Raw genomic sequence first — 16549 nt, 5'->3', positions numbered from 1 at the left:
CTGTCTCGGCGCTGGCTAAGGTGTTGCCGTCGGGTGTGCGTGAACACAGGAGGGCCGCGTTTGTTCGTCTCCGGTGATCGGGTGATCGGTGCTGTCGGCGATCTCGTGCGCGCGGCGGACTGCGAGTTCGCGCTGCTGCGCGCGGTCGACGCCGCCCTCGGCAACCTCCCCGGCACCCGCGACGCCGCCGCGAATCTCGTGCGCGCCGTCGACGTTTCCCCGGAGTTGCTGCGGCACTTCGGGGACGGGTCGATCCACATCCCCACCCCCGATCCCGTCGACGCCACCACCCTCACCGAAGCCGCCGCACGCACCACCGACGCCCTGCGTGCCGGTGCCGAGGCGATCGCCGGTGCGGTCTTCTTCGATGGTCGATTCGTCTGCCAGGCAGACCTTCTCGTGCGCGACGGTGCGCGGTACGTAGTGCACAGTGCCGTCGCACCTGCGCGAGTGGGTTTTCCGCGCGAGGTGCCTCAGCATGATGCCGGGCCGTCGGGAGTCGGCCTGCACAGTCGATCTCGCCGAGATGACACGCTGGACAGCGGCGTGGACGGCGAGGCGCGCTGGGGCTCAGGTGGTGAGGTCGCCCGCGTCGGTAGCGGTGGGGGAGACAACGAATCGCGCGTCGGCCGTGCAGGCGGGTTCGGTGGCGCGCATGCCGAGTCGCCCCGGGACCGGGGCCTCGAGGCGGAAACCGGTCGTGATGAACCGGGTCCGCTTGTCGAGTCCGGTTCTGGTGTCGCGGGTTTCGATGCCGACGACCACAGGGTGTTGCGGCGTGAACTCGCGGCGGGGCGGACGCCGTTCGAGCGGGTTTCGGCGTCGGTGCGGTCGGTGGGGGTCGATCCGGTTCGGCTGGAGCTGTGTGCTCGGGTCGAAGTGGCCGCGTGCGTCGAGGCATTGGCGGCGGCCGGGGTGGATGTCGACCCGGTGGCGCGAATTTCGACGCCGACCGGTGAACGTGGCGTGGTCGCAGCGGAACTCGAGCCGATCTACCGGGCGCGACGGGCGCGGGTGGAACACGTCGTCGAGGAGAAGCTCACCGAATTGCTGCCCGTGCAGTGGGGCGACCCGCGCTACCTGGCGTGTGGACACTGCCCGACGTGCCGTGCGGCGGCCGCGACCGCACGGGACTTGCTGCTGGTAGCGGGGATTCGGCCCACCCAGCGCGCCCGGTTGCGCGAAGCAGGCGTGCTCACCATCGACCGCCTCGCCGGCACCACCGTTCCCGTCCCCGGCCTCGCCCCGCGCACGGTCACCGAACTGCGCCGCCAAGCCGACATCCAGCTCACCCGCGAACGCACTGCAACCCCCACCTACGCCCTGCGCGACGCCACCGCCCTCGGCGCACTCCCCACCCCGCGCCCCGGCGACCTGGCACTGCTCATCGACCTGGACCGCCGGGGAACCATCACCTCGGTAGAACTCGCCGACGCGACAACCACTGTCTTCCGCCCGGACCCCTCGCCGACCGCGTCGACCGATCCGCGCTACGCGCAGGCGAGCGACTACGGATCATTCGCCAGGAACGGCGGGCTCGGGTCCGACGAGGGGAACGGTGGCGCTCTCGGAGCTTTCGCGAGGGGCGCCGGAGGGCTCGGAACTACAGCGACGGGTGGGGGCGAGTTCGGGCCGTCCACACAGGACGGGTACGGCCCGGACGTGCTCGAGGAACTGCTCGACATCATCGGTGAGTATCGGGCCCTGGATCCGGATGTGCGGGTCTACCACTACGGGTCGGCGGTCCGGACGGCGCTGCTCGACTGGTCGGGGCGGTTCGGAGTGGGAGCCGATCAGCTCGACGAACTGCTCGCCGACGGGGCACTGGTCGACCTGGCACCCGTGGTGCGGACCGCATTGCTGATCGGTGAGCAGTCCTACGACGTGGCCGGATTGGCCGCCCTGGTGCCGGGCGCACACGGTCGCGCGGCCACCGTGCTGGGGATCAGGGACTGGTTGCTCGAGCGGGCGGCCGAGGCAGGGATCGAGGTGCCGGGACCACGGTTCGCGGTGGCCGAGACCGACATTCCGCCGTCGTTGCGCACGGGTTCACTGGAGGCCGCACTGGCCGAATTCGCCGCCGACGCACACGGCGACGCGGCACGGGCGGCCGCGCTCACGGCCGCGGTGCTCGGGTATCACCGGCGTGAACGGCAGCCCAGATGGTGGGCGCACATCGACCGGCTCGGGCACCCGGTGGGCGAGTGGGCCGACGCACCGGGCGTACTGGTCGCCGAGTGGGGCACCGTCGACACCAAATGGCATCGGACACCCCAGCTTCCGACGATGCGCCGCTACCTCACCCTCACCGGCCGCCTCGGCACCGGTGCCACCCTGACCCCCGGCACCCAGATGATCACCATCTACGACGGCGCGGCGGCAGCGGGCATGACGCAGACGCTCGGCAGACGCGCCACCGCCACGGCCACCGTCCTCGGCTGCGCGGTGGACGCCGATTTCGACGACACCGTGCGCCTGGAAGAACTGCTCCCGGCGGGCTGCCCGCCCTACGACGACCTACCCGCCGCCATCGCCCCCGGCCCGCCCGACGGCGAGGCCGACCTCGAGGCCGCCCTGGAAGCTACCGCCCAGGAGCTACTGGTGACGTTGCCGTCCGTGCCGGCCAACGCGGTCTACGACCTGCTGCTGCGCCGCCCGCCCCGCCTGCACGAGGGCGCACCGTTACCGCAGGTCGACGGCGATATCGCACACGCCTTGGCCCAGGCGACGGCCGCACTCGACGCCTCCTACCTGGCTGTGCACGGACCGCCCGGCACCGGCAAGACCGGGACGACGGCCCGCGCCATCGAGCGCCTCGTCACCCGCAAGCGGTGGCGGATCGGTGTGGTCGCACGCTCGCACGAGGTGATCGAGCGGATCTTCGACGCGGTCGTGGAGGCCGGGTTGCTGCCCGAACTCGTCGCGAAGAAGGACGTGGCGTCGGTGGGCCGCGAATGGTCGGCGATCGAGGGCAGCCGGTATCCCCGATTCCTCGACAACGCGGTGAACGGGTGCGTGATCGGCGGCACCACCGCCGATTTCGTCGACGAAACCCTCATCGCCCCCGGCTCGCTCGATCTGCTGGTGATCGCCGACGCGGGCGAATGCTCGCTGGCCGACACCGTCGCCGTCGCGGTGAGCGCGCGCAACCTGCTGCTCGTCGGTGATCCCGAGCCCGCGCTCGCCCAGGCCGAACACCCTGAGCCGATTCATGTTTCGGCCCTCGAGTGGCTGTGCGACGGCGCGGCCACCTTGCCGCCGGAGTACGGCTACTTCCTCGACCGCACCTGGCGGATGCACCCGGCGGTGTGCGCGCCGGTGTCGGTGAGCTGCTACGACGGCAAGCTCACGGAGGTCGAGGCCGTCACCCTCGGCCGCGATCTTGCCGGGATCGCGCCCGGGGTGAGCACGGTTTTCGTCGAACATCGTGGCAGCGCGACCGAATCCGATGCCGAGGCCCGCGAGGTGGTGCGCCGCGTGCGCGCCCTGCTCGGCGAAACCTGGACCTCCGGGGCGCGCACCCGCAAACTGCACCCGCACGACGTCTTCGTGGTCGCCCCTTACGCCGCGCAAGTGGCGCGCATCCGAACCCTGCTGGCGCGCGCCAAGATCGAGGACGTCCTCGTCGGCACCCCCGACCGTTTCCGGGGTCGTGAAGCCGCCGTGGTCGTGCTGTCGATGACCACCTCCACCCCTGACGACGCTCCTTTCGGTATGCGAGCACTACTCTCGCGCACCGTAATTCACGCCACCCTGTGCCGTGCCATGTGGAAAGCGATCATCATCCGCTCGCCGCTGCTCACCGAGTACCTCCCGGACACCCCGGAAGAACTCGCCGCCCTGCGCGGCTTCCTCCAGCTCGGTTGAAACACTCGGCGGCCCACCACCGTCGCACGGCGCAGCCGCCCGCACTCGATCGACAACTCGCCCCACGAGCCTGTGATGGTGCTACGCCTTGATCCGATGCCGCCCACCAACTCCGACCTACCGCCTGCCCCTACGCCGAACGGAACCCCGCGACGATCCGGAACTGCACCCGGCAGCCGCATGGACCGCACCGGCGACCTCGTCGTCACACGTGGCCAGCGAGGGCCCCGGACCGAGCGCTGCGGCTCAAGCGGCGCGCAACAGCCGCCGCAGCCAGTCGGCGGCGGTGTCCGGTGTCGCCGGGGCGACCGACACCTGGTGGCCGGAGTGGATCAGGTACCGGCCGTCGCCGGTGACGTCGATCCAGGACAGGACACCCGTGGCCGGTTCGTCAGCCCCCGGGGCGACGAGGATCTGGCCGATGCCGGTGCGCGGGCGTTGGAGGAGTTTGCGGATACGGGCAGCGTCGGAGGGGCCTGCGACGGGGACGGTGACCAGGTCGCGGCTGTCCTCGCGCACGCGCGCCGCCGGTGCGGCGATGCGCGGACCGGTACCGACGGGTTGACGCGGCATCCGGGAAAAGACCTGGGGTGCGAAGCGTTTCGTCGCACCGACCTGAACGTGCAGGTCGCCACCTCGGTCGGCCGAGGTGCCGGGCGACTGCACGGCGAGCACCGCCACGTCCCCCGCGACGGCACCGAGCATGCGCACCGGCGCGGGCGCGTGTCCGCACACCTCCACCCGGATCTCCGGTTTGGCCAGCACGCGCAGCGCCGCCGAGAGGTCGGGGTCGAGAGTGCGGGCGCACCACGCGTCGAGTGCCGGTTGCGCGGCCGCCCGCTCGGCGGTGTCGCGGGCGGACGCGCGAACGGCGAGCGGATACGGGATCCGGTCGCCGTCGGTACGCGCCCAGGCCAGCGCGAACTGGTCGGGCGTGAGGTGCCAGTTCACTCCTGCTCGGTCCACTCTCCGAGCACGGCGGGACTGGTCGGTTCCAGCTTCCCGATCAGCGGGTTCACCTCGTCGGCGGGTTCGAGGAAGGTGGGTTCCTCCTCGAGGAAGCGCAGGAATTCGTCGTCGTCGTCCTCGATGTCGGGCTGGGCGGGCGGGCGCGGGCCGCCGGGTGCGCGGGTGTGATCCGCCGCGACCATCGCCCCACCCATGAGCCCACCGATCGCGCCCGCACTCATTCCGGCAGCCGCTTCGCCACCGGCCACCGTGGGGTCCTGGCGGACATCCTCCGACGACGCCGCTCGCGTGGCGGGAGAACCGGATTCGCCGAGCGAAACCACCTGGGTCGCCGGGGACCCGGATTCCTTCCGCGAGGCGTTCGCGCGTTTCCCGGTCCGCCCGAGCGTGCCGGCGGGAACAGGACCCACGACGGGCACCCCACTCGCGGCGACGGACCCGCCTGCCCCGGGCACGGCACTCGACGCACCGGCTCCGGACGCGACCGCCGCCGGAGCGACCGCTGCGGAACCGCCTGTGAACAGGGAAGTACTCGCCGTCGAGCTGCTCACACTCGCCGGTGAAACCACGGCACCGGAGCCGTCGGCCGTCGACCCTGCCACCGCATCGCCAACGGCGCTCCCTGCCGCCGCACCGGTGACCGCGACATCGGATCCCTCGCCGGAAACCACCGTGGCCACCGACGAAGGCGCCGCACCGAGCGCACTGCCGACCGCTACATCCGTTGTGCCCGAACTCGTCTCGCCGAACGCGGGAACCCCCGACCCGGTGGGCACGAAAGCCCCCGCGTAGATCGTCTCCATCGCCTGCACCGCGTCCAGCCGGGCGTTCTCGGCTTCCCGCGAAATCGTGGCGTTGTCCGTGGCCTGCTGCGGATCGAGCAGCGCGCCGTCCGGGTCGGGTTGCGCCGCAGCGGGTTCGGCGACAGCGGCCCGAATCGACTCCGCCGCATCGCCCGCCTGGCACAGCCGGACACCGACAGCCGTCAGCACATCCGCGATCTGCCGACCCACCTGCTCGAACGTGCGAAGGGCATCGACGGCGGACTGCGCCGCCGACCCGCGCCACCCGTCGGCGATCGCGGCCCGGATCTCGGCATGCGCGTTGTCGACCTCGTCACCGACCGCGGTGGCCGCGGTGAGATACAACTGCCCGCCACTGCTCAGGGCGGCTGGGTCGAGTTGCTGTACCGCCGTGTGGATTTCGGAATGCGACAGGCTGTCGAACACCTCGACGACGGCCACGTAGTCCGGGTCGGTCCCCGGTGCACCGGAAATGCTACGCATGCCCGTCTCCCGTCTCGATCGCCCGGACCGCGCTCGCCATCACCTGATCGCTTTCCTGGTAGGCGGCCCCGGCGGCCCGCAGCACGGCGGCCAGCTGACGAGCCGTCGCGGCGTAGGCACGCAACTGGTCGAGCGCATTACCGGTCTTGGTCTCGAAGCCGGTGCGCAGCGCGGCACCGGAGGGCAGCCCGCCGAAGCCGGGCAGCGTCGCGGCCTGGGTCAAGGCCTGTACCTGCGCGTCGACGGCGGCGGCGAGACGTTCGTAGCGCAGCGCGCACCGTTCGGTCGCGCCGTCGGCGACGAGCACCCCGTCGACCCACAGTCCGCCCTCCTCGACGGCCTGACCGAGCGCCGCCGTATTCGGCAGCCCCGTGCGATTCGATTGCACCGCTTCCCCCTTCGTCGTTCAGTCCGCCGTGGCGAGTACCCACCGCGCGATATCGTCGGCCACGCGGTCCCGCACCGGCTCGTGCAACAGGTCGTGACCGGCGTCGGCGTACTCGCGCAAATCTACCGATCGATACCGCTGTGTCCATAGCCGCATCGCATCGATCGGTGCCCGGCGGTCGTCGATTCCGTGCACCGCGAGCGTCGGCAGGCGCGGGTCGGGCGCGGTCTCGGTGGCCCGGCGCGGTGTGCCGCACAGGACGAGTCCGCGCAGGTCGGCGGCCTGATCGGCGGTGACGGCGAGTGCGGTGACGGCGCCGAGGGAGTGGCCCATGAGTACCGGCGCGGAGGTGGTTTCGGCGCGCACCACCTCGAGCAGGCCCCTGGCATCGGCGACCAGCTCGTCGAGGGTGCCCGGCGCGTGTGGATCGCCCTCGCTCAGGCCCTGTCCCGCGGTGTCGAGGGTCCACAACTCGATGTCGGTGGCGGCCAGCGCGGCACCGAATCGGTGGTAGTGCCCGCTGTGCTGACCGGTGCCGGGCAGCAGCACGACGGTCGCGGCGACCAGGCCGGTTGACCTGCGCCGGTAGTGCAGACGGCCACGCGCGCTGTCGAAGTAGGGCACCGGCCGATTATCCGCACCTGCCAAAGCATCGCGCCAGCCGTTACACTTCGCCAGTCCACCCGGTTCAGAGTCGAGGTCGTCCATGTTGTCGTTGCGTCGTTGTGTGGCAAGCATTGTCGTCGGTGCGGCAGGCGTGAGCACCGCGGTCACCGGCGTCGCCGGTGCCGACCCGGTCGCCGCCTGCGGGCGGGCCGGTCAGGAGATCGCGATCCACTCGACGGTCCCGCTACTCGACTGGTCGGAGAACTTCGGCATCGACGAGCGCGGCCACGTGTGGGTGTCGCGCGTGCTGCGCGGTGAAGTACAGCGCTACGACAGCGCCGGAAAGCTCACCGCCACGGTGGATATCGCCGCACCCGGCGCCGTCCGACTCGGGCCCGACGGCCTGCTCTACGTGGTCACCGGCAATTCGCCGCTGTCGGATTCCGGCGGTGTCGTCCGATTCGACCCCACCGCCGCCGACCCGGTTCCCGAACCCTTCGCCACCGGTTTCATCCACCCCAACGGCGCCGCCTTCGACGCCCAGGGCAACCTGTACGTCACCGCCCGCGACGGCGTGCACCGCCTCTTTCCCGACGGCACCGAGGACATGACCTGGTGGTCGAACGCCACCGTCGAGGGGCCCAATGGTGTTGTCGTCTCCGGCGATTCGGTCTACGTCACGGCGAACTACGTCGATAGCACGGCCGGTCCGGTCGGCCGAGTGCTTCGCTTGTCGCGCACGAATCCGGCGGTGAGCACAACCATCGCGGACCTGACCTCGTTCGGTTCGCTGCCCGATTTCGTCGACGACCTGGTCCTGCGTGACGGCGCCCTGTACGTGACGACCCTGACCGGACAGCTGGTGCGCGTCGACCTGGCCACGGGCGGTGCCTGCACGATCGCCGCCACCCAGCCGCTCACCGCCGTCGTCGCCGACCCGGCCGACCCGTCGGCGCTGCTCGCGGGCACCGAAGAGGGAACCGTCCTGCGCATCCGCCCGCGCGGCTGACCCGAACCCTTCGCACGACAAACGGCCGCCGACATCAGTCGACGGCCGTTTTCGAATCCTGGCGCTTCGGGCGCCGAATGATCAGCCGCCGACGCTCAGCGCCGACGGCGGAGCCGGGGGAGCGGGCGCGGGAGCCGGCTGCGGCGCCTCCGCCGGGGCCGGGGCCGGGGCGGGCGTTTCGGGGGCGGGCGCCTGCGACTGTGCCGCACCGGCGCCGGGCGCACCCGAACCGGGGGCGGGGGCGGGCGGTTCCGGCGCGGGCGGGGCGGCCGGTGCTTCGGGAGCCGCCACCGGCAGATCGGGGACGACGAACGTGCCGACGGTCGGCGTCATCACGCAGCGCGCGCCGGGGTAGTCGATGGTGCCCCACATGGAGGCGACCACGGTGCCCGCGCCGCTGGTGATCGTCTTCGACAGCGACGGCAACTGGTATTCGGTGAGGTCGTCGAGGGCGGCGATACCGCTCTGCCCGTTGTTCACATTCACCCAGGCCACACTCAGGCCGGAGGCCAGCGGCACACCGGTGTGGGCCGGACTGGCACTGAACCGGACATCGCCCGGGGTCAGGCTGGTTCCGGTGCGCGGGCCGGGGCCCTCGACGGTCGCGGCGGCGATGATGGTGGTGATGGGTCCGTTGCTGCCGCAGCCGAAGGTGGGGGCGGCGTAGCCCAGCGGGATGAACTGGGCCGAGATGTCACGCAGGCGGTCGGCGCCGACCATGCCGGTGAAGTTGGCGATCGCGTCGACACCGGCCTTGGTGCTCACGTCCTCGCCCGCGAGATCGTGCAGGTGGGTGATGGCGTCGTCGAGAGGAGACGCACTCGCGGTCGACGCGAGCACGACCACCGCCCCGATGCTCGCCGCGGTCACCGCCGCCGCCCTACCTGCGATGGATCTGCCGTTCACCGTAACTCCCTGCTGCTCGCCCACCGGTTCCCCGGTCCGTGTGGCAACGTACCAGTTCGACGGGCCGGTGGCAGCGTGGTGGTGTCGTGGCGTCGCCGTGCGGGGTAGGTTTCTCCAGGACGGCTACTAGAGACGCTGGGAGACCCGTATGAAGCTAGCCCTGTCCCCGGAAGAGGTCGCCTTCCGCGATGAGCTCCGGCACTTCTATCGCACCGAGATCCCCGTCGAGATCCGTGACCGTGTGAAATACGGACACGAGCTTTCCCGCGAAGACATCGTCACCGCCAACAAGATCCTCAACGACCACGGGCTCGCCGTGCCGAACTGGCCGGTCGAGTGGGGCGGCAAGGACTGGACGCCGATGCAGCGTCACCTGTGGCTCGACGAGATGCAGCTGGCCTCGGTGCCCGAGCCGCTCACCTTCAACGCCTCCATGGTCGGCCCGGTGATCGCCCAGTTCGGTTCCCAGGAGCTCAAGCAGCGTTTCCTGCCGCCCACCGCTGCCCTCGACATCTGGTGGTGCCAGGGCTTCTCCGAGCCCGACGCCGGTTCCGACCTGGCCTCGTTGCGCACCACCGCCGTGCGCGACGGTGACTCCTACATCGTCAACGGGCAGAAGATCTGGACCACGCTCGGCCAGTACGCCGACTGGATCTTCTGCCTCGTGCGCACCGATCCGTCGGCGCCCAAGAAGCAGGCGGGCATCTCCTTCCTGCTCTTCGACGTGAAGTCGCCCGGTGTCACCATGCGCCCGATCAAACTGATCGACGGCAGCTACGAGGTGAACGAGGTGTTCTTCGAGGACGTCCGGGTGCCCGCCGATCAGCTGGTCGGCGAGGAGAACCAGGGCTGGACCTACGCCAAGTTCCTGCTCGGCAACGAGCGCACCTCCATCACCGGCGTCGGCAAGACCAAGGTCAAGATCGGGCTGGCCAAGGACCACGCGCGCTCGATCCGCACCGGCCACGGCACCCTGCTCGAGGACCCGGTGTTCGCCGCGCGCATCGCCGAACTCGAGAACGAACTGCTCGCCCTGGAACTCACCCAGCTGCGGGTGGTGTCGAATTCGGCCGACGGCAAACCGAACCCGGCCTCCTCGGTGCTGAAACTGCGTGGCACCGAACTGCAGCAGGCGGCCACCGAACTGCTGCTCGACATTGCGGGCGCCGACGCCCTTCCCGTCGACGCCGACGACATCGCCTCACCCGCCTGGGCCCAGCACACCGGCCCCGGCTACCTGAACTACCGCAAGGTGACCATCTACGGAGGCTCGAGCGAGGTCCAGCGCTCGATCATTTCCTCCACGATCCTCGGATTGTGAGGCGCTGACATGGATCTGGCACTGACCGAAGAACAGACGATGCTGCGTGACACCGTGCGCGAACTGCTGCACCGGTTCTACGACAGCGAGGCCCTCACCAAGGCGGGTGACACCGATCCCGGCTGGAGCCGCACGGTCTGGAAGCAACTCGCCGACCTCGGCGTCCTCGGCCTCACCATCCCCGAGGAGGACGGCGGCGTCGGCGCGGGCCCCGTCGAGGCGATGCTCGTGCAGGAGGAACTGGGCCGTGCGCTTGCCCCCGAACCGGTGCTCGACGCCGTGGTCGTTCCGGCCGAGCTGATCCGGCTCACCGGCAGCGCCGATCAGCGCCACCGGCTGCTGCCCGCGCTCGCCGAGGGCACCCTCCTGCTCGCCTTCGCCCATGCCGAACCGGGACAGCGCTGGCCGTCCACCGAGGTCACCACAACCGCCGAGCAGCAGGGTGATTCCTACACCCTGACCGGTGTGAAGAACCCGGTCCCGCGCGGCGATTGCGCCGATCAGCTGATCGTCAGCGCGGTACTTCCCGGCGGCGGTGTCGGCCTGTTCCTGGTCGACCCCACCGGCTCCGGCGTGCAACGGCGCACCTACCGCACCTTCGACGGCCGCCGCGGCGCCCAATTCGATTTCGCCTCGGCGCCGGGCGAATTGCTCGGCGACACGGTCGACGCGGCCGAACAGATCGCGCTCGCCCAGGGGTACGCCCAAGCGGCACTGTGCGCGGAATCGGTCGGCGCCATGCAGGTAGCACTCACCTCGACCACCGACTACCTGAAGTCGCGCAAGCAGTTCGGCGTAACCCTGTCGAAGTTCCAGACCCTCACCCAGCGCGCCGCCGACTGCTACGTCTCCCTGGAACTGGCCCGCAGCATGAACCTCTACATCACCGCCGCCCTCGCCGACGGTTCCAACGACCCGATCGTCGCCTCACGCGCCCGCCTGCAGATCGGCAAATCCGCCGCCCACATCGGCCGGGAGGCCATCCAGATGCACGGCGGAATCGGCGTCACCGCCGAATACCCGGTGAGCCACTACGTCGCCCGCCTCACCGCGATCGGCCAGACCCTCGGTGGAGAACTGGAACACCGGCGGGTGCTCGCCGATCGTGTCGGCAGTTACGACTTGCCGGAGTTGTAGAAGTCCACTGATGGTGCGTGCCCCGTGGGTGCGCACCATTTTCTTGTCCGGGAACCCTGTGAGTGCCCCGTTTCCGATCAGCCGTCGGCCTGGGTGGTCGTCGGTGCGGCCGTGGTGGGTTCGGGGGCGCGGGTGGTGTTGTCGTGGGCGTTGGTGGTGGGGAGGTCGGAGTCTTCGAACTCGCCCTCGTAGGTCGGGCGGGTGCGTGGCGGGCTCACCGTGCGGGTGGGGGCTGTCGTGCGCGGCGGGCGGGTGGTGGTCGGCGTCGAATCCTCGGTGGTGGTCTCGGGGGACTCGGTAGTCGTTTCCGGCGGACGGGATTCGGTTGTCGCCTCGGTGGGATGGCCCTCGCTCGTCGGTTCGTCCGGTGCGGGGGTTTCCGAAGGGGACGTCTCGGTGGAGCTGAGGCTGAAAGGCTTGCGCGGCGACATGTACGGGGCGATGCGCCAGGTCGGTGACGGCGGGATCGAGACGCGGACCGTGGTGGAGGTCGGGTCGTCGGCGACCTGGCTCGGTGCCGCGGCCAGTCCGGCCTGCAGCGGTGGCGGCGTCACGTAGACGTCCTGCTGTCCGACGCCGCACGCACCGATCACGATCAGTCCGAGCGACACCGCGCCAACAGCGATTGCCGGACCTACGAGCTTGGCCCTGCTGTCTTCCATCGCCTTGTACTCCTCGTCGGCTTCGGGTCGCCTCACAGTAGTGCAGCCCGGGAAAATCGGCTCATTGTAAACATGAATGATTCAGATATCGGATTGGTCTCGTAAGCGTGTCGTGGTGACGTGTCGCGGGCTTTCGTAGCGAGAGGGTCGTAGCGTGTGTGAGCAAAGTTACGCATGAGACGCCCGGACCGAAACCCCTGACGCGCGAGGTTTGCGCGACGCAAGAATCAGATCGGCGTCATCGAGGAGAGTCTGATGGGAGCTTATTCGACACCCCGGCTGGAAACGGCCGAGGCGAACCCCGATCCGGCCACCGAGGCCCCCGAGACCCCCGACACCGCAACCCCGCCGGGCAACGGCGCGTTCGCTGTCGTGGCCCGGGTACTCGGCTGGTTGTTCTTCGTCGGCGGACTCGTCGGCGCCGGCCTCGGCATCGCCGGGCTGCACGTGGAGATCACGGTGGCGGGCCTGATCCTGGCCTGCACCGCGGGCCTGATCCTGCTCAAGCTGCGCGCCGATCAGGAGCCGCGCGAAACCGCCTGAGCCACTGCATGATCCGATTCCACCACCGACGGGTAGGCGCTACCGTCGATGTGGTGCGAATCGATATCACCGGTGACGCCGCCCGGTTCCTGCCCGAGGCCGAAACCTTCCTGCGCCGTGATGCCCTGCGCAACACGGTGATCGCGAGCAGCGTCGTCAACCAGATCAACGGGAACTTCTCGGGCACCCGATTCCTTGCGGTGCGCGACGAGGACGTCGTCGGGCTCGCCCAGTGCACCGACGACGGCCGCGCCTACCTGGGCGACCTGCCCGCCGCGAGCATCCCGTCCGTGGTCGACACCCTCGTCGAGCACATCGAGAACCTGCGCAGCGTCGAGGGTTCCAGTGCCGAAGTCGACGCATTCCTCGCCCACTGGTCGGCGGCACACCGCGGCACGCACCGCCTGGACTACACCGCGCGGCTCTACCGGCTCGAAACCCTGCACGCGCCCGAGGTTCCCGGCGTCGCCCGGCAGGCCACCGCGGACGACGTGGAGCTGTGTCTGGCATGGTTCGCCGACTTCGACCGCGAGATCGGTGCCGTGCGTGCGCTCGACGAAGAACGGGCGCTGCGGCTGATCGGGCGCGGGTGGTGGTGGCTGTGGGAGGTCGACGGCGCCCCGCGCGGCTTCGTCGCCCGGCAGACCGAGGTGTTCGGCTGGGCGCGGATCGGGCCGGTCTACACCCCGGCCGCATGGCGCGGCAACGGGTACGCCAGTGCGCTCACCGCGGCGGTGTCGGCGGCGATCCGGGCCGAAGGCGCCGACGTGTGCCTGTTCACCGATCTGGACAACCCCACCTCGAACAAGATCTACGAGGGAATCGGATTCCGGCCCGTGCGTGACTTCCTGAACTACGAACTCAGCCGCTGAGCGCGGCGACGATCACCCAGCCGACGGCGACGAAGAGCGCGATCAGCGACAGCCAACCCATCACCGAGCCCTGCCAGCGTGAGGTCCGCTTCGGGCCGAGATAGGCCTCCGCGACGGACTTCTCCGGCTTCTGCCTCGGCACCTGCTGAGGCGCGGCTTGCCACTGCTGTGGTGGGGGATAGCTGGGCCGATACGCGGCCGGCGCGGGCGCCTGGTGCACCGGAAAACGCGGTGCGGCAACGGGAGCGGTGGGCACTCGGCCGACGGCGACGGGAGCGGTGAGCGCTTGGGCGGCGGCAGCGGCGAACTCCGCGCAGGTGGCGTACCGGTGTTCGCGGCGCTTGGCCATCGCGCGCGCGAGCACCGCGTCCATCGTCGGTGACAGATCGGGACGCAAGGCGCTCGCACACGGGGGCGGCTGTTGCAGATGACCCTGGATCACCGACACCGGATTCGGCGCGTCGAAGGGGGTGGCCCCGGTGAGCAGCCGGAACAGGGTGCAGGCCAGCGAATACTGGTCGGCGCGACCGTCGAGCGCGACACCGGTGAGCTGCTCGGGCGAGGCGAAAGCCAGGGTGGCGGTGAAGCTTCCGGTCTGGGTGAGCTTCGCGGCGTTGTCGTCGTGCAGGCGGGCGATGCCGAAATCGGTGAGATACACCCGCTCGGCGCCGTGCACCGATTCGATCAGGATGTTGGCCGGTTTCACGTCGCGGTGCAGCACGCCACGGCTGTGCGCGAAGTCCAGCGCCGCAGCGGTTTCGGTGACGATGTGCACCGCCCGCGCCGGGTCGACCGGATCGGGCAGCGACGCGGCGTCGGCACCGTCGATGTAGCGCATCGAGATCCACAGCTGGTCGTCCTCGACACCCCGGTCGTACACGGTGACGATATTCGGGTGCTCGAGCTGACCAGGTCGGCCTCACGTTCGAACCTGGCCCGGATCTCGTTGTCGAAGAACAGTTCCCGGTTCAGCAGCTTCATCGCGGTGCGCCGGGGCAGGCGCGGATGCCTGGCCAGATACACCGAACCCATGCCACCACGGCCGAGCAGCCGCTCGATGGTGTACCCGGCGAAGACGCCCGTCGTCTCCTGCATCAGTTCAGCGGGGCCGAGCGCCACCAGCGCAGTACGTCCTCGGGTTCGCCGTAACTGTCGGTGAACATCAGGAACTGGGCACGATCCGGGTCGCCGGTGAACACGGTGATGATCTTGTTCCCGTTGTCGGAGTACTTGTAGTTGGTGTACTGCTTGCCGCCGTTGGTGTCGGTCGACTTGGTGTTGGCGGGCAGGCCGTCGATCACCGCCTGCACGTCGGCGGCCGAGTTGTACACGTAGAAGCGGTAGAACGGGTCGTTGTCCTGCTCGTCACCGCCGCCGTAGCAGCGCCACTGCCACGCCCACGAACCGAACTGGGGATCGCCGTCGTTGTCCGTCGGGGTGTAGCTGGGATCGGTCTCCCAGCAGGTGGCGCCGTTGTAGCCGGTCTCGCTGTCGGCATCGGGCGGAACCATCCGGCTGAACTCGGCGCTGATCGCGGCGGCGTCGGGGGTGACGTGCTTGGCCGCGGTGGTCGAGGTCGTCGACGTGGTCGCCGTGGTGCTCGAATCGCCGCCGCTCGCCGCGACACCGATGCCGATCAGCAGGGCCAGCACCAGCACGACGGCGATCACGATGCCGACGATCAGCCCGGTGTTGGACTTCGACGGCGGCCGCTGCGGGTACTGGGTGTAGTTGCCGCCCGTGGGCTGACGCGGCGCCGCGAACTGCGGGTGCGACTGCTGGCTGTAGGCGCCGCCGGTGTGTGGCGCGGGTGTCTGGTTGCGCATCGGCGGCGCGGTCATCGGGCCCTGGGTGTGCGCGGTACCCATCGGACCGGCCGTCATCGCGTTGCCGGTCATTCCGGCGCCCGTCATCGGGCCCTGTGCCGCAAGGGGATACGGCGATCCGGTCTGCGGGATCGCGCCACCCGTGGTGGGTCGGGGGCCGCCGGTGATCGGCATCCCGGGTCCTGTGCTCGGCCGGGCGAGCGGTAGCGCCGGTGAGCTCGGATTGTTCAGCGCGGCGATCGCGGCGGCGGCGAAATCCGAACACGAAGCGAACCGGTCGTCGGGGCGCTTGGACATCGCCTTGGCCAGCACGCCGTCGAGCGCGGGCGGCAGACCAGGACGCACACTGCTCAGCGGCGGCGGCGGTTGCTGCAGATGACCCTGGATCACCGCGGCCGGGTTGGTCGCCGCGAACGGGCCGGACCCGGTGAACAGCCAGAACAGGGTGCAGGCCAGCGAATACTGGTCGGATCGGTGATCGAGGGCGGCGCCGGTGAGCTGCTCGGGGGAGGCGTAGGCGAGGGTGGCGGTGAAGGTGCCGGTCTGGGTGAGATGACCGGTGTCGTCACGGAGGCGGGCGATGCCGAAGTCGGTGAGATACACGCGTTCGCCACGGCCCGCGCCCGAGCGGGCGAGCAGGATGTTCGCGGGTTTCACGTCGCGGTGCAGCACACCCATGCCGTGCGCGTAGTCCAGCGCGTCGGCGGTCTCCTTCACGATCTGCAGCGCGCGCGCCGGGGGCAGCGACTGCGGTTCCACCGAGGCGGCATCGATACCGTCGATGTACTGCATGGAGATCCAGAGCTGCTCGTCGTCGAGGCCCCGGTCGTACACGGTGACGATGTTCGGGTGATCCAGGCGCGCGACCAGGTCGGCCTCACGTTCGAAACGCGCACGCACTTCCTGGTCGAAGAACATCTCGCGGTTGAGCAGCTTCAGCGCGGTGAGCCTCGGTAGGCGCGGGTGCTTGGCGAGATAGACCGAACCCATGCCACCGCGGCCGAGCTGCCGTTCGATGACATAACCGGCGAAGACATCTCCGTTGGCCAGCATGTCTGCTCCACTTCCCGCCGTGCGCCGGGACCCACCAGCGCACGCGCGTACCGAAAATCATCGAAACCATAGCAGTCGGTGACCGCACCGAGGGGCCCGCGAAC

14 protein-coding genes are annotated in these 16549 nt (G+C 70.0%); 6 read left to right on the top strand and 8 right to left on the bottom strand.

Going from position 1 to position 16549, the window contains the following annotated elements; translation table 11 throughout:
• Positions 1 to 39: 39 nt before the first annotated feature.
• On the top strand, positions 40 to 3867 hold the full coding sequence (locus tag NCO8_RS32355) for a bifunctional RecB family nuclease/DEAD/DEAH box helicase (RefSeq protein WP_245655273.1): 3828 nt from the start codon (positions 40 to 42) through the stop codon (positions 3865 to 3867).
• 246 nt (positions 3868 to 4113) lie between these two features.
• Here the strand turns inward: NCO8_RS32355 and NCO8_RS07520 are convergent, their stop codons facing one another.
• From NCO8_RS07520 to NCO8_RS07505, 4 genes are read right to left on the bottom strand one after another with little or no spacing between them, the layout of a single operon-like run.
• A complete protein-coding gene (locus tag NCO8_RS07520; protein WP_067637602.1) occupies positions 4114 to 4818 on the bottom strand; it encodes an ESX secretion-associated protein EspG in 705 nt (234 codons plus the stop codon).
• Positions 4815 to 6122, bottom strand: a complete 1308-nt coding sequence (locus tag NCO8_RS07515; protein WP_067637600.1) for a WXG100 family type VII secretion target — start codon at positions 6120 to 6122, stop codon at positions 4815 to 4817. Before NCO8_RS07515 ends, NCO8_RS07520 begins: the two co-directional genes overlap by 4 nt.
• A complete protein-coding gene (locus NCO8_RS07510; protein ID WP_067637598.1) occupies positions 6115 to 6510 on the bottom strand; it encodes a hypothetical protein in 396 nt (131 codons plus the stop codon). Before NCO8_RS07510 ends, NCO8_RS07515 begins: the two co-directional genes overlap by 8 nt.
• Before the next feature lie 18 nt (positions 6511 to 6528).
• Positions 6529 to 7134: an alpha/beta hydrolase gene (locus NCO8_RS07505; RefSeq protein ID WP_067637693.1), complete on the bottom strand. Its 606-nt coding sequence runs from the start codon at positions 7132 to 7134 to the stop codon at positions 6529 to 6531.
• A 103-nt stretch (positions 7135 to 7237) separates the two neighbouring features.
• Between NCO8_RS07505 and NCO8_RS07500 the strand changes: the two genes are divergently transcribed.
• Positions 7238 to 8125 carry an SMP-30/gluconolactonase/LRE family protein gene (locus NCO8_RS07500; RefSeq protein ID WP_157104823.1) on the top strand — a complete coding sequence of 296 codons (888 nt, stop codon included), beginning with the start codon at positions 7238 to 7240 and terminating at the stop codon, positions 8123 to 8125.
• A gap of 81 nt (positions 8126 to 8206) precedes the next feature.
• On the opposite strand, the gene NCO8_RS07495 is transcribed toward NCO8_RS07500, so the two are convergent.
• Positions 8207 to 9031, bottom strand: coding sequence for a hypothetical protein (locus tag NCO8_RS07495; protein ID WP_067637594.1), 825 nt, complete (start codon positions 9029 to 9031; stop codon positions 8207 to 8209).
• Positions 9032 to 9179: 148 nt separating this feature from the next.
• Here NCO8_RS07495 and NCO8_RS07490 point away from each other — a divergent pair, with 148 nt between their 5' ends.
• Together NCO8_RS07490 and NCO8_RS07485 are read left to right on the top strand one after the other, a co-directional pair.
• Positions 9180 to 10352, top strand: a complete 1173-nt coding sequence (locus tag NCO8_RS07490) for an acyl-CoA dehydrogenase family protein (protein ID WP_067637592.1) — start codon at positions 9180 to 9182, stop codon at positions 10350 to 10352.
• A 9-nt stretch (positions 10353 to 10361) separates the two neighbouring features.
• Positions 10362 to 11489: an acyl-CoA dehydrogenase family protein gene (locus NCO8_RS07485; RefSeq protein WP_067491318.1), complete on the top strand. Its 1128-nt coding sequence runs from the start codon at positions 10362 to 10364 to the stop codon at positions 11487 to 11489.
• Positions 11490 to 11566: 77 nt separating this feature from the next.
• On the opposite strand, the gene NCO8_RS07480 is transcribed toward NCO8_RS07485, so the two are convergent.
• Positions 11567 to 12151, bottom strand: coding sequence for a hypothetical protein (locus NCO8_RS07480; protein WP_157104822.1), 585 nt, complete (start codon positions 12149 to 12151; stop codon positions 11567 to 11569).
• Between the two features lie 255 nt (positions 12152 to 12406).
• On the opposite strand from NCO8_RS07480, the gene NCO8_RS07475 reads away from it, so the two are divergent.
• Positions 12407 to 12694, top strand: a complete 288-nt coding sequence (locus NCO8_RS07475; protein ID WP_067637588.1) for a hypothetical protein — start codon at positions 12407 to 12409, stop codon at positions 12692 to 12694.
• Between the two features lie 53 nt (positions 12695 to 12747).
• A complete protein-coding gene (locus NCO8_RS07470) occupies positions 12748 to 13566 on the top strand; it encodes a GNAT family N-acetyltransferase (RefSeq protein WP_167353253.1) in 819 nt (272 codons plus the stop codon).
• Here NCO8_RS07470 and NCO8_RS07465 read toward each other — a convergent pair.
• Both NCO8_RS07465 and NCO8_RS07460 read right to left on the bottom strand, forming a co-directional pair.
• A complete protein-coding gene (locus tag NCO8_RS07465) occupies positions 13556 to 14446 on the bottom strand; it encodes a serine/threonine-protein kinase (protein WP_312032655.1) in 891 nt (296 codons plus the stop codon). The genes NCO8_RS07470 and NCO8_RS07465 overlap by 11 nt on opposite strands.
• A gap of 214 nt (positions 14447 to 14660) precedes the next feature.
• Positions 14661 to 16445: a serine/threonine-protein kinase gene (locus NCO8_RS07460; protein WP_067637584.1), complete on the bottom strand. Its 1785-nt coding sequence runs from the start codon at positions 16443 to 16445 to the stop codon at positions 14661 to 14663.
• Positions 16446 to 16549 lie beyond the last annotated feature (104 nt).

This window comes from Nocardia coubleae NBRC 108252, assembly GCF_001612805.1.
GTDB lineage: Bacteria > Actinomycetota > Actinomycetes > Mycobacteriales > Mycobacteriaceae > Nocardia > Nocardia coubleae.
Note: the sequence above shows the minus strand (reverse complement) of the source record. Positions and strands in the feature narration are given on the sequence as shown.